This window comes from Pseudomonas sp. F2, assembly GCF_057174385.1.
Map to the genome: position 1 here is coordinate 3143731 of NZ_CM169904.1, position 13667 is coordinate 3157397.

Consider the following 13667-nt stretch of genomic DNA (forward strand, 5'->3'; position numbering starts at 1 on the left):
GAAGCAGGATGTTCGCCATGATTCGTATGCCTCTGGCTACCGCCAGTCTGCTGGCCATCGCTATTTCCCTCGCCGGTTGCGGCGAAGGCAAAGACAAGGCTGCCGCTCCGGCCGCGCCGACGCCGGCCGCCAGCACCGCCGCTGCACCGGCCCCCGCCGCTGCCGGTAAAGTCGATGAAGCCGCCGCCAAGGCTGTGGTTGCGCACTACGCGGACATGGTCTTCGCCGTCTACAGCGATGCCGAATCCACTGCGAAAACCCTGCAAACCGCGGTCGACGCGTTCCTCGCCAAGCCGAACGCCGACACCCTGAAAGCCGCCAAGGCTGCCTGGGTCGCTGCGCGCGTACCTTACCTGCAGAGCGAAGTGTTCCGCTTCGGCAACACCATCATCGACGACTGGGAAGGTCAGGTGAACGCCTGGCCGCTGGACGAAGGCCTGATCGACTACGTCGACAAGTCCTACGAACACGCACTGGGCAACCCGGGTGCCACCGCCAACATCATCGCCAACACTGAAGTGCAGGTCGGCGAAGACAAGGTCGACGTGAAGGACATCACTCCGGAAAAACTCGCCAGCCTCAACGAGCTGGGCGGTTCCGAAGCCAACGTCGCCACTGGCTATCACGCGATCGAATTCCTGCTCTGGGGCCAGGACCTGAACGGCACCGGCCCGGGCGCCGGCAACCGTCCGGCGTCGGATTACCTGGAAGGCGCCGGCGCCACTGGCGGTCACAACGATCGTCGCCGTGCCTATCTCAAAGCCGTGACCCAACTGCTGGTCAGCGACCTGGAAGAAATGGTCGGCAACTGGAAGCCGAACGTGGCTGACAACTACCGCGCCACCCTGGAAGCCGAGCCGGCTGAAAGCGGTCTGCGCAAAATGCTGTTCGGCATGGGCAGCCTGTCCCTGGGTGAACTGGCGGGCGAGCGCATGAAGGTTTCGCTGGAAGCCAACTCGCCGGAAGACGAACAGGATTGCTTCAGCGACAACACCCACAACTCGCACTTCTACGATGCCAAAGGCATTCGTAACGTGTACCTGGGCGAGTACACCCGGGTTGACGGGACCAAGATGAGCGGCGCCAGCCTGTCGTCGCTGGTGGCCAAGGCTGACCCGGCTGCCGACACCGCGCTGAAAGCCGATCTGGCCGCTACCGAAGCCAAGATCCAGGTCATGGTCGATCACGCCAACAAGGGTGAGCACTACGACCAGTTGATCGCTGCGGGCAACACCGCCGGCAATCAGATCGTGCGTGACGCCATCGCCGCGCTGGTCAAGCAGACCGGTTCGATCGAAGCCGCTGCCGGCAAGCTGGGCATCAGCGACCTGAACCCGGACAACGCTGATCACGAGTTCTGATCACGCGCGTCTGCGTCAAAAAAGGCGACCTTCGGGTCGCCTTTTTCATGCCTGCTTTTTGCGGTGATGCTGATGGCCTCATCGCTGGCAAGCCAGCTCCCACAGGTTTCGCGGCGTTCACACACTCCGAGTACAACACAAATACTGTGGGAGCTGGCTTGCCAGCGATGGCTGCGCCTCGGTCTCGAGTGAAACCCTGCCGCAAATCAAGCAAACGATAATTCCTCTTATTCAAACTCCCCCGCCCTGTTAGACTTTGCGCCTTTGTTTTCGCCCGCCCGCAGGATGTCTGATGCCCTCGCTGCCGCTTCGCTTGTCCGCACTGTTTCTGGCCCTGGGCCTGAGTGCCTGCGATGACGCCCCGCGCTTTACCAAGGCTGAGCCCGGTGAAGCGCGTTCGGGCGGGGCGACGACTGTGCGCAAGACCGATCAGAATGCGTTCTCGCTGCCTTCGGCCAATCTGCCGCCGTCGCGTCGGGTCGACTTCAGTGTCGGCAACAGTTTCTTCCGCAGTCCGTGGGTGATCGCGCCGTCGACCACCACCGCCCGCGATGGCCTCGGCCCGTTGTTCAACACCAACGCCTGCCAGAACTGCCACATCAAGGACGGCCGTGGCCACCCGCCGGCACCGGATGCGGCGAACGCGGTGTCGATGCTGGTGCGCCTGTCGATTCCCGATTCGCCGGCCTATGCCAACGTCATCGAGCAACTCGGCGTAGTGCCGGAGCCGGTCTACGGCGGGCAGTTCCAGGACATGGCCGTACCCGGAGTTACGCCCGAGGGCAAGGTGCGCGTCGAATACACCCCGGTGCCGATTCGTTTCAAGGACGGCACCGAAGTCGAGCTGCGCAAACCGGTGCTGCAATTCACTCAGTTGGGCTACGGCCCGATGCACCCGGACACGCGCTTCTCGGCCCGGGTTGCGCCGCCGATGATCGGCCTCGGCCTGCTCGAAGCGATTCCCGAGGACGCGATACTCGCCAACGCCGCCGCGCAAGCCAAAGAGAACAACGGCATCAACGGCCGAGCGAATCGGGTCTGGGATGACGCGCAGCAAAAGACCGTCATGGGTCGATTCGGCTGGAAAGCCGGGCAACCCAATCTCAATCAGCAGAATGTCCACGCGTTTTCCGGAGACATGGGCCTCACGACCAGCCTGCGCCCCTTCGATGACTGCACCGACGCGCAAACCGCGTGCAAACAGGCACCGAACGGCAATGGCCCGGACGGCGAGCCGGAAGTCAGCGACAACATCCTGCGTCTGGTGCTGTTCTACACGCGCAACCTGGCGGTGCCGGCGCGCCGTGGCGTCAACGACGAGCAAGTGCTGGCCGGCAAGAACCTGTTCTTCCAGGCCGGTTGCCAGTCCTGCCACACCCCGAAATACACCACCGCCGCCAACGCCGCCGAACCCGAACTGGCCAATCAAGTGATTCGCCCGTACAGCGATCTGCTGCTGCACGATATGGGCGAGGGTCTGGCCGACCACCGCAGCGAATTCCAAGCCTCCGGCCGCGATTGGCGCACCCCGCCGTTGTGGGGCATCGGCCTGACGCAGGCAGTCAGTGGTCACACCCAGTTTCTGCATGACGGCCGCGCCCGCAACCTGCTCGAAGCCGTGCTCTGGCATGGCGGCGAAGCGCAGCAGGCGCAGCAACAGGTTTTGTCTTTCAACGCCGAACAGCGTGCCGCGCTGCTGGCGTTCTTGAACTCACTTTAAACACTTAAAAGAATCGGGAGCCCGACATGTTCCGTCCCAAGTTGTTGTTCACCAGCCTTGCCGCGCTTGCTCTTGGCGCCTGCTCGCCGCAGGACCCGCAAGCAGTCACGTCGGCGGCCATCGCCAAATCGGTGATCCTGCCGACCTACACCCGTTGGGTCGAAGCCGACAAGCAACTGGCGGTCAGCGCCCTCGCCTACTGCCAAGGCAAGGAAACCCTGGAAACCGCCCGCGCCGACTTCCTGCACGCGCAGAAAGCCTGGGCAGAGCTGCAACCGTTGCTGATCGGGCCACTGGCCGAGGGCAACCGTTCGTGGCAGGTGCAGTTCTGGCCGGACAAGAAAAACCTCGTTGGCCGTCAAGTCGAGCAACTGGTCACCGCCCAGCCGCAGATCGACGCCGCCGCACTGGCCAAATCCAGCGTGGTGGTGCAGGGCCTGTCGGCTTACGAATACATCCTCTTCGATGAAAAACCGGACGTCGCCAACGCCGAGCAGAAAGCCAAATACTGCCCGTTGCTGATCGCCATCGGCGAGCGCCAGAAGCAACTGGCCGAAGAGATTCTGCAGAGCTGGAACAACACCGACGGCATGCTCGCGCAAATGAGCAAATTCCCCAACCAGCGCTACGCCGACTCCCACGAAGCGATCGCCGATCTGCTGCGTGTGCAGGTCACCGCCCTCGATACCCTGAAGAAAAAACTCGGCACGCCAATGGGCCGTCAGAGCAAGGGGGTGCCGCAACCGTTCCAGGCCGATGCATGGCGTAGCCAGTCGTCGCTGACCGCGCTGGAAGCCAGCCTCGCTGCCGCCAAAACCGTCTGGGAAGGCGTCGACAACAAGGGCCTGCGCGGTCTGTTGCCGGCCGAGCAGAAACCGTTGGCAGACAAAATCGACGCCGCTTACGCCGCATCGCTGGAGCTGTTCGGCAGCACGCAGCGCTCGCTGACCGAAATGCTCCAGGACGACGCCGGTCGTCAACAACTCAACGATCTCTACGACAGCCTCAACGTCGTCCATCGCCTGCACGAAGGCGAACTGGCCAAGGCGCTGGGCATCCAACTGGGCTTCAACGCCAACGACGGTGACTGATGAGGGCAAGTGCCATGCTGCGACGCCAGGCTCTGACTTTAGGTAGTTTGCTGCTGGGAGCAGTGACACTGGGCGGCTGGACGCTGTTCAAGCGCAAGGATCAGAGCCCGCTGCTGCTCTCGGCGCGCGACGACACCGACGGCAAGCATTACGCCGTCGGTTATCGGCTGGACGGTACTCGGGTGTTCGCCACCCAGGTCGGCCAGCGTTGTCACGACATCATCAACCACCCGACGCTGCCGATCGCGCTGTTCGTCGCCCGCCGCCCGGGCACCGAGAGTTACCTGATCGACCTGCGCGACGGGACCTTGCTGCAAACCGTGACCTCGCAGCCGAACCGGCATTTCTACGGCCACGCCGTGGTGCACAAGGACGGCGAATACCTGTACGCCACCGAGAACGACACCACTGATCCGGGGCGTGGCCTGCTCGGGGTGTACAGGTTCGAAGGCGAGCGGCTGGTGCACAGCGGCGAGATCTCCACCCATGGCCTCGGACCACATCAAGTGTCGTGGATGCCCGATGGCGAAACCCTGGTGGTGGCCAACGGCGGGATCCGCACCGAGGCCGAGAGCCGCGTCGACATGAACCTCAACGCCATGGAACCGAGCCTGGTGCTGATGCAGCGCGACGGCACGCTGCTGAGCAAGGAAACCCTTGCGCAGCAGATGAACAGCGTGCGCCACCTGGGCATTGCCAGCGACGGCACCATCGTCGCCGGCCAGCAGTTCATGGGCGCCTCGCATGAGCGTTCCGAGCTGTTGGCGATCAAGCGTCCGGGCCAGCCCTTCGTGGCATTCCCGGTGCCAGAGCATCAGTTGCAGTCGATGGGGCATTACACCGCCAGCGTTGCGGTGCACAGTGAACTGCGACTGGTGGCGTTGACCGCACCGCGCGGCAACCGCTTCTTCATCTGGGATCTGGACAGCGGCGAAGTGCGCCTCGACGCGCCGCTGCCCGATTGCGCCGGCGTCGGTGCGGTGCAGGACGGCTTCGTCGTGACCTCGGGTCAAGGCCGTTGCCGCTACTACGATTGCCGCCAGGATGAGCTGCTGGCCAAGCCGCTGGAACTGCCGGCGGGGCTCTGGGACAACCATCTTCATCTGATGGCGTAACCCACCTGTTCTGAGTACGACTCATAACCTGTGGCGAGGGGATTTATCCCCGATCGGCTGCGCAGCAGTCGCAAAACCATCGCACCCGGTTCAATTGACAGTCCGCGGTTGCAAGTTTTGGGGCGGCTTCGCCACCCATCGGGGATGAATCCCCTCACCACAGGTTCAGTGTTCAGACTTCTTCACTTCATACTCCCCTGTAATAACTGGCAGTTGGAATCCCCACCTGACTCGGGGTAATGTGCCCGCCTGTCTCACCTGATTTATCCAAGGAACTGGAAAAATGCTGCGTCGCCGCATGCTGATCATGTTGGGTGTTGTCTTGCTGGTCGTCCTGGTATTGGGCGGGTACAAAGCCTTTTCGATCTACACCATGATCCAGGGCTTCTCCAAACCGAAACCGCCGATCAGCGTCGCCGTGGCTCGCGCTACCGAACAGCCGTGGCAGATGCGTTTGCCCACCGTCGGTTCGCTCAAGGCCTTGCAAGGCGTCGAGCTGAGTCTTGAAGTCGCCGGCACCGTCACTGAACTGAAATTCGAATCCGGACAGAAGGTCAAGGCCGGGCAGCCACTGCTGCAACTCGACAGTGCCGTCGAAGCCGCCCTGCTGGAAACCGCCAAGGCTGACCTGGGCCTGGCGCAACTGGATTTCGGTCGTGGCAGTCAGCTGATCGACAGCCGGGCCATCTCCAAAGGTGAATACGACCGGCTCTCGGCCGTGCTGCAAAAGGAGCGGGCCACGGTCAATCAGCTCAATGCAGCACTGGCGAAAAAGCGCATCGTCGCGCCGTTCAGCGGCACCATCGGGATTCGTCAGGTCGACATCGGCGACTACCTCGCCAGCGGCACTAAAATCGCTACCCTGCAGGATTTGAGCAGCCTCTACGCCGACTTCTATGTGCCGGAGCAATCGGTGCCAAAACTGGCCATCGGCCAACCGGTGCAGATCGCAGTTGCGGCCTATCCCGGACAGACCTTCCCCGGCGCCATCAGCGCGATCAACCCGATTGTCGAGAGCACCACGCGCAATATTCTGGTGCGCGCGACCCTGGCCAACCCCGACGGCAAATTGCTGCCGGGCATGTTTGCCAGCCTCGACGTGCTGCTGCCCGATCCACAGCAACACATCGTGGTGCCGGAAAGCGCGATCACCTACACCCTCTACGGCAACTCGCTGTACGTGGTCGGGCAACAGAAGGCCGAAGATGGCAGCGTGGTCAAGGACGACCAGGGCCAGCCGGTGCTGATCGCCGAACGCCGTTTCATCGAGACCGGTGAACGCCGCGATGGCCTGGTGATGATCAACAAGGGCGTGCAGAGCGGCGAACAAGTGGTGACCGCCGGCCAGATCAAACTGGACAACGGCGCACACATTGCCATCAGCGACGACAAGACCCTCGGCGAGCAGAACAGTCCGCCCCGCGCCGACTGATCAAGGAATCCCCATGGCTTTTACCGATCCGTTCATCCGCCGCCCGGTGCTCGCCACCGTGGTCAGCCTGCTGATTGTGCTGCTGGGTTTCCAGGCCTGGAGCAAACTGCCGCTGCGCCAATACCCACAAATGGAAAACGCCCTGATCACGGTGACCACCGCCTACCCCGGGGCAAACGCCGAGACCATTCAGGGCTACATCACCCAACCGATGCAGCAAAGCCTGGCCAGCGCCGAAGGCATCGACTACATGACCTCGGTCAGCCGCCAGAACTTCTCGGTGATCTCGATCTACGCGCGCATCGGCTCCAACACCGACCGCTTGTTCACCGAACTGCTGGCCAAGGCCAACGAGGTGAAGAACAAACTGCCGCAGGACGCTGAAGACCCGGTGCTGAGCAAAGAATCGGCCGACGCCTCGGCGCTGATGTACATCAGTTTCTTCAGCAAGGATTTGAGCAACCCGCAGATCACCGACTATCTGTCGCGGGTGATCCAGCCGAAACTGGCGACTTTGCCGGGCATGGCCGAGGCGGAGATTCTCGGCAATCAAGTGTTCGCCATGCGCCTGTGGCTCGACCCGGTGAAGCTCGCCGGTTTCGGCCTCAGCGCCAGCGATGTGACCAACGCCGTGCGCCAGTACAACTTCCTCTCCGCCGCCGGCGAGGTGAAGGGCGAATACGTGGTCACCAGCATCAACGCCAACACCGAACTGAAATCCGCCGAAGCCTTCGCGGCGCTTCCGCTCAAGGTCAGTGGCGACAGCCGCGTGCTGCTCAGTGATGTGGCGCGGGTCGAGATGGGCGCGGAAAACTACGATTCGATCAGCTCGTTCGGCGGCACGCCGTCGGTGTACATCGGCATCAAGGCCACGCCCGGGGCCAACCCGCTGGATGTGATCAAGGAAGTGCGCAAGCTGATGCCGGAACTGGAAGCGCAGTTGCCGCCCAACCTCAAGAGCGAGATTGCCTACGACGCCACGCTGTTTATTCAGGCCTCGATCGACGAAGTGGTGAAAACCCTGTTCGAAGCGGTGCTGATCGTCATCGTGGTGGTGTTCCTGTTCCTCGGCGCGTTGCGCTCGGTGGTGATCCCGGTGGTGACCATCCCGCTGTCGATGATCGGCGTGATGTTCTTCATGCAGATGATGGGCTATTCGATCAACCTGCTGACCCTGCTGGCAATGGTGCTGGCCATCGGTCTGGTGGTGGACGACGCGATTGTCGTGGTTGAGAACATCCACCGGCATATCGAGGAAGGCAAGACGCCGCTGGAGGCCGCACTGGAAGGCGCACGGGAAATCGCCATGCCGGTGGTGTCGATGACCATCACCCTGGCGGCGGTGTATGCGCCGATCGGCTTCCTCACCGGACTGACCGGGGCCTTGTTCAAGGAGTTCGCCCTGACCCTGGCCGGTGCCGTGGTGATTTCCGGGATTGTCGCCCTGACCCTGTCGCCGATGATGTGCGCCCTGCTGTTGCGCCACGAAGAAAACCCCAGTGGCCTGGCGCACCGCCTCGACCGTATTTTCGACAGTCTCAAACGCCGCTACCAGAGCATGCTCCACGGCACATTGAACACGCGGCCGGTGGTGCTGGTGTTCGCAGTGATCGTGCTGTGCCTGATCCCGGTGTTTCTCAAGTTCACCAAGTCGGAACTGGCTCCTGATGAGGATCAGGGCATCATCTTCATGATGGCCACGGCCCCCCAGCCGACCAACCTCGATTACCTGAGCACCTACACCGACGAATTCATCAAGATCTTCAAAGAGTTTCCGGAGTACTACTCCTCGTTCCAGATCAATGGCTACAACGGTGTGCAAGCGGGCATCGGCGGCTTCCTGCTCAAGCCGTGGAACGAGCGCAGCCGCACTCAGATGCAGATCCTGCCCGAGGTGCAAGGCAAACTGGCGAGTATCCCCGGCCTGCAGATTTTCGGTTTCAACCTGCCCTCCCTGCCTGGCACCGGCGAAGGCCTGCCGTTCGAGTTTGTGGTCAACACGGCCAACGACTACGAGTTGCTGTTGCAAGTCGCTGACCGGATCAAGAAACGCGCCATGGAGTCCGGCAAGTTCGCCTTCGTCGACCTCGATCTGGCGTTCGACAAGCCGGAAGTGGTGGTCGATATCGACCGCGCCAAAGCCGCGCAGATGGGCGTGTCGATGCAGGACCTCGGTGGAACACTGGCGACGCTGCTGGGCGAGGCGGAAATCAACCGTTTCACCATCGAAGGCCGCAGTTACAAGGTGATTGCCCAGGTCGAGCGACCGTTTCGCGAGAACCCCGGCTGGCTGAACAATTACTACGTGAAAAACACTCAGGGCGAGCTGCTGCCGCTGTCGACCCTGATCAAGGTCAGCGACCGGGCACGGCCGCGCCAGCTCAACCAGTTCCAGCAACTCAACGCGGCGAAGATCTCCGGGTTCCCGCTGGTCAGCATGGGCGAAGCCATCGACACCGTGCTGCAGATCGCCCGGGAAGAAGCGCCCGCCGGGTTCGCCTTCGACTATGGCGGCGCCTCGCGCCAGTACGTGCAGGAAGGCAGCGCCCTGTGGGTAACCTTCGCCCTCGCATTGGCGATTATTTTCCTGGTGCTGGCGGCGCAGTTCGAAAGCTTCCGCGACCCGTTGGTGATTCTGGTGACGGTGCCGCTGTCGATCTGTGGTGCATTGATTCCGCTGTTCCTTGGCTGGTCGAGCATGAACATCTACACCCAGGTCGGCCTGGTGACATTGATCGGGTTGATCAGCAAGCACGGGATCCTGATCGTCGAATTCGCCAACCAGTTACGCAAGGACAAAGGCCTGACCGCGCGCGAAGCGGTCGAGGAAGCCGCGGCAATCCGCTTGCGCCCCGTGTTGATGACCACGGCGGCGATGGTGTTCGGCATGGTGCCGTTGATTCTGGCGACCGGTGCCGGTGCGGTGAGCCGGTTTGATATCGGCATGGTGATTGCCACGGGGATGTCGATCGGCACCTTGTTTACCCTGTTTGTGCTGCCGTGCATCTACACCCTGCTGGCAAAGCCCGATCCCAAATCATGACCATGTCCGTGTAGGAGCTGCCGAAGGTTCGGGCCGCGTTCGGACGATCTTTTGATTTTGTTTTTAAAAGCCGAGATCAAGATCAAAAGATCGCAGCCTGCGGCAGCTCCTACACAGGGGATTTTCATTCATGCATAAAAAAGGCCTCGCATCTGCGAGGCCTTTCATTTTGGCTTCAATCGGTTCAACTCTGTGGCCTCATCCCTTGAGAAAGTCCGAACATGAACAACAACAGATCATGGTCGGGTTTAGTCGCCACGGTGGCTTTCGCCACCCGTGGTACTGCGCAGTGAGCATCGCCGGTCGTGGCACCGATCACCTGCATGCGGGGCTGCTCCCAGGCCGCCACCGCCAATGAAGCAACTGCCAAGGCTCCAACCAAAAACAAACCTCGTGCAATTTCGAGTTTCATCGCTATAAACCTTTGATAGCGCTGCCAAACGCCGTCTCGTAAAAGTAGACGAGTTTTTTCCAGTCCGTGTCGCTGAACGACGAATGGCGACGCAATTGCTTCATGTCATGGGAGGCCGCGCGATAAGCGGTCAGACGCTGGCGGCATTTTTCCAGATCGATCAATGCCACTTCGACCTGCGCCGCGTCGCCCTCACCGGTCACCCGTACAAATACGTGTTTGATGTAGATACAGCTGTGCTGCCAGCGGCCCTTGTGCATGCGCGCCAGGTTTTCTGCCAGGTCTTTGAGCACGCGCTCGTAGACGGCTTCGCCGTATTGCGCACGACCACCGGCGGCTTCCCACTTTTCAAGTTCGTCGAAGCCGTCCAGTGACTTGGTCACCAACAGCGCACGCCACTTGTATTGCGGATCGGGCTGCGCGCCGCAGAAGACGATTTGCGGGACGCGGACACCGAGACGGCTGACGCCGGTCAGTGCATCCAGCTCGCGCAAGACCGTCGGACGGCCGAAAGGATGCAGCCAGCTGCGATAGATATGTCCGGTCTGGCGCTTGGCATACAGTAACTGGCCGTCACGGCCCACGACCCGTTGCACACCACTTTCCCCGCCACGGCGTACGTTGGGCTCTTCCACCCATTCACCGCGCTGGTTCCAGTAGTAATCGAAGCGATCCTGGGGAGCGACTTCCGTTTCTGCTGCTGTTTGCACCACCATCCTGTTACCTCTTGCGTAATACGTAAACCCGCCACATGGCATAGAGCGGGATAAAATCGAGTTGTTCCTGAATGCGAAAACCTGCTTCTTCGAATTCTTTTTCAACTGTCACAGCCGGTAACACAAACCGGTTCTGGTAACCTTCCTGCCCGCGACGCCGCTCGGCGCGCTTGCGTTTCCAGGCCTTGAAATTACCGTCCACCCACAACGAAATGATGACGCTATCACGGGTGACGCGCTCGAACTCGCGCAGAATCGCCCGCCGGTGCTCGGCTTCACCGATGTGATGCAGCAATCGCATGCAGAAAATGCTGTCGACGGCGTTATCGGGCAAAGCAATGTCGAACGCTGAGGTGTGCAAAGGTTGTACCCGTTTCACGACGTCAGCCGGTTGCGCTTGCATCGCGGTCTTGATCATCGACTCGGAATTGTCCGCACCAATGATCACCCGGTTGGGCTTTTCCGCCAGCAACGGCCAGAAACGCCCTGCACCGCACGGCAGATCCAGAACCAGCCCCGGCTCGCCGGCCAGCGTCAACGCCTTGCGGGCCAACTGCTCGTCCCGCCAGTGAGACAACCGACGACCTAGACCGTCCTGATGCTTGCGCAAATATTTTTGTGCATGCTGGTCATCATACTTTTCGGAAAAATCGAGCTTGATCGGTCTGCTCATCATGGGGGCTCCTGATTGACTGATACCCTTACCATAGGTAGTGGCATGTCAGCGTCAGGTCGTCCCTATGTGAAAATTACGTCAGGTAAACCGGCAAATTATTACAGGGTTTTACAAGCGAAAAGCAATAGCGCGGGCCGGTCAACGATTCTCAACGCTTGCCCAGCGTGACCTCGAAGCGGCAACCATTAGGCTCCATGGTACTCAACGTCACCTCCCAGCCCTGGTTTTCACAGATTCGCTGCACCAGTGACAAGCCCAGCCCCAAGCCTTCACCGCGCTTTTCATTGCCACGCACAAAGGGCTGGAACATGGCCTCGCGTTTTTCCTCGGGAATGCCCACGCCAGAGTCTTCGACGATGAAACCGTTGTCGTTGAGTGTCAGGCGAATGAATCCGTGTTCGGTGTAGTGACAGGCATTGCGCAACAGATTACCCATGACCGCGCTGAGCAGGGTGGCATTGAAACAGGTGTCCGGCGGGTTGCCCGACTCGTACATCAGTCGCAGCCCTTTCGACTCGATCGGTTCACGCCAGATACCCAGTAGTCCGTCAGCCACTTGGGCAAGGGTCTGCTGCGGCGCGGAACCGGCGTCTTCCCGCTGAGCGCGGGCGAGCATCAGGAAGGTCTGCACCAGTTCGCGCATTTCCTCGCTGGCTCGGGCAATTCGCTCGACCTGGGCCCGACCGCGCTGATCCAGCCCGGGGTTTTCCAGAAGCAGCTCGCAGGAACTGGCCAACACCATCAACGGCGTACGCAGTTCATGGCTGACATCGCTGGTGAACAGCCGCTCGCGGGTCAGTGCCTGTCGCAGACGCCCGAGCGTGGCATCGAACGCCACCGCCAGTTCGCCGACTTCGTCGGCCGCATAGTCCGGCGCCAGGGGCGGCGCCAGCCCCAGCAATTGATCGCGGTGGCGCACTTGCCGCGCCAGGCGCACCACTGGCGCCATGACCTTGCGCGCCAACACCCAGCCGAGAAACACCGCCAGCGCCAGACTGAGTACAAAACCCACCAGCACCACGGCAAACAGCACGCGTTCACGTTCTTCGAAATCGCTTTGATCCTGCAGCAGGACATAACGACGGCCGTCGACGATCTCGACCATCGCGTGATAAGACAACTGCTCGCGGAACACTTCGTGGAAGCCCGCATCAAGGTGACGCAGATCCTTGGGCAGCTCGAAATCGCCTGGCCCACCGCTGAAATAGAACAACTGATCCGGTTCCGGGCGATGGCTCCAGTCCGAGACGTTGTCCATCAGCAACAGACGCTGCAGGTCGCCGCCCAGCCCCGCCGAAATCAGTTTTTCCTCCACCAGGTGCACGGTCGCCACAATACCCATGGCGAAGGCCCCGGCCACCAGCGCACTCATCAGCGCAAAGGCGATGATGATCCGCTGGGAAAGGCTTTGCTTAAACTCCATCACGCCCCTCGGCCAGGCGGTAACCCACACCGTGCACGGTTTGCAGCAACGGTTTGGCGAAGGGCTTGTCGATCACCTGACGCAATTGATGGACATGGCTGCGCAGGCTGTCGCTGTCCGGGCAGTCGTCACCCCACAATGCTTCTTCGAGAATTTCCCGACGCAGGACGTGGGGGCTTTTCTGCATCAGCACCGCCAGCAGTTTGAGGCCGACCGGATTCAGCTTGAGCAGCTTGCCCTCGCGGGTCACTTCCAGGGTGTCGAGGTCGTAGCTCAAGTCGCCGACCTGCAACGCGCGGCGTCCGCCACCCTGGGTCCGGCGCATGACGGCCTCGACGCGCGCCGCCAGTTCGGACAGGGCAAACGGCTTGACCAGGTAATCGTCGGCCCCGGACTTGAAGCCCTCCAGACGATCATCCAGTTGATCGCGGGCGGTGAGCATGATCACCGGCGTGTCGCGCCGCGCGTCTTCACGCAGACGCTTGCACAGGGTGTAGCCATCGATCCCGGGCAGCATGATGTCGAGCACGATCAGGTCGTAATGCTCGGTGGCCGCCAGATGCAAGCCTGACAAACCGTCCTGGGCACAATCGACGGTATAGCCTTTGAGCCCCAGGTAATCGGCCAGATTGGCCAGGATGTCGCGGTTGTCTTCGACCAATAGAATTCGCATTGGCA

Annotated in this window: 11 protein-coding genes; 6 read left to right on the forward strand and 5 right to left on the reverse strand. The window is 61.3% G+C overall.

What is annotated here, in order from left to right:
- The first annotated feature begins 17 nt into the window (after nt 1–17).
- The 6 genes from AC193Q_RS14065 to AC193Q_RS14090 all read left to right on the forward strand — a co-directional run bounded on the left by AC193Q_RS14065 (nt 18) and on the right by AC193Q_RS14090 (nt 9762).
- A complete protein-coding gene (locus AC193Q_RS14065) occupies nt 18–1361 on the forward strand; it encodes an imelysin family protein (RefSeq protein WP_483878550.1) in 1344 nt (447 codons plus the stop codon).
- Between the two features lie 292 nt (nt 1362–1653).
- Nucleotides 1654–3081, forward strand: coding sequence for a di-heme oxidoreductase family protein (locus AC193Q_RS14070; protein WP_047296160.1), 1428 nt, complete (start codon nt 1654–1656; stop codon nt 3079–3081).
- A 26-nt stretch (nt 3082–3107) separates the two neighbouring features.
- Complete coding sequence (locus AC193Q_RS14075; RefSeq protein WP_108183658.1) at nt 3108–4172, forward strand: imelysin family protein; 1065 nt, start codon at nt 3108–3110, stop codon at nt 4170–4172.
- Nucleotides 4173–4186: 14 nt separating this feature from the next.
- Complete coding sequence (locus tag AC193Q_RS14080) at nt 4187–5287, forward strand: DUF1513 domain-containing protein (RefSeq protein ID WP_131671121.1); 1101 nt, start codon at nt 4187–4189, stop codon at nt 5285–5287.
- 283 nt (nt 5288–5570) lie between these two features.
- Nucleotides 5571–6719, forward strand: coding sequence for an efflux RND transporter periplasmic adaptor subunit (locus AC193Q_RS14085; protein WP_047296165.1), 1149 nt, complete (start codon nt 5571–5573; stop codon nt 6717–6719).
- 13 nt (nt 6720–6732) lie between these two features.
- Nucleotides 6733–9762 carry a multidrug efflux RND transporter permease subunit gene (locus AC193Q_RS14090; RefSeq protein ID WP_121186953.1) on the forward strand — a complete coding sequence of 1010 codons (3030 nt, stop codon included), beginning with the start codon at nt 6733–6735 and terminating at the stop codon, nt 9760–9762.
- 184 nt (nt 9763–9946) lie between these two features.
- On the opposite strand, the gene AC193Q_RS14095 is transcribed toward AC193Q_RS14090, so the two are convergent.
- From AC193Q_RS14095 to AC193Q_RS14115, 5 genes are all read right to left on the reverse strand, one after another.
- Entirely contained in the window at nt 9947–10174 is a 228-nt protein-coding gene (locus AC193Q_RS14095; protein ID WP_041068407.1) for a hypothetical protein, read from the reverse strand.
- A gap of 2 nt (nt 10175–10176) precedes the next feature.
- Nucleotides 10177–10890, reverse strand: coding sequence for a lipopolysaccharide kinase InaA family protein (locus AC193Q_RS14100; protein ID WP_047296168.1), 714 nt, complete (start codon nt 10888–10890; stop codon nt 10177–10179).
- A 4-nt stretch (nt 10891–10894) separates the two neighbouring features.
- The gene (locus AC193Q_RS14105; protein WP_047296170.1) at nt 10895–11563 is read right to left on the reverse strand and encodes a class I SAM-dependent methyltransferase; all 669 of its coding nucleotides are present in this window, start codon (nt 11561–11563) and stop codon (nt 10895–10897) included.
- 151 nt (nt 11564–11714) lie between these two features.
- Complete coding sequence (locus tag AC193Q_RS14110) at nt 11715–12989, reverse strand: ATP-binding protein (RefSeq protein WP_476286055.1); 1275 nt, start codon at nt 12987–12989, stop codon at nt 11715–11717.
- Nucleotides 12979–13662 (reverse strand): response regulator transcription factor, encoded by a 684-nt coding sequence (locus AC193Q_RS14115; protein ID WP_047296172.1) that lies wholly within the window; start codon nt 13660–13662, stop codon nt 12979–12981. The genes AC193Q_RS14110 and AC193Q_RS14115 overlap by 11 nt, the downstream gene beginning before the upstream one ends.
- Between the last annotated feature and the right edge of the window lie 5 nt (nt 13663–13667).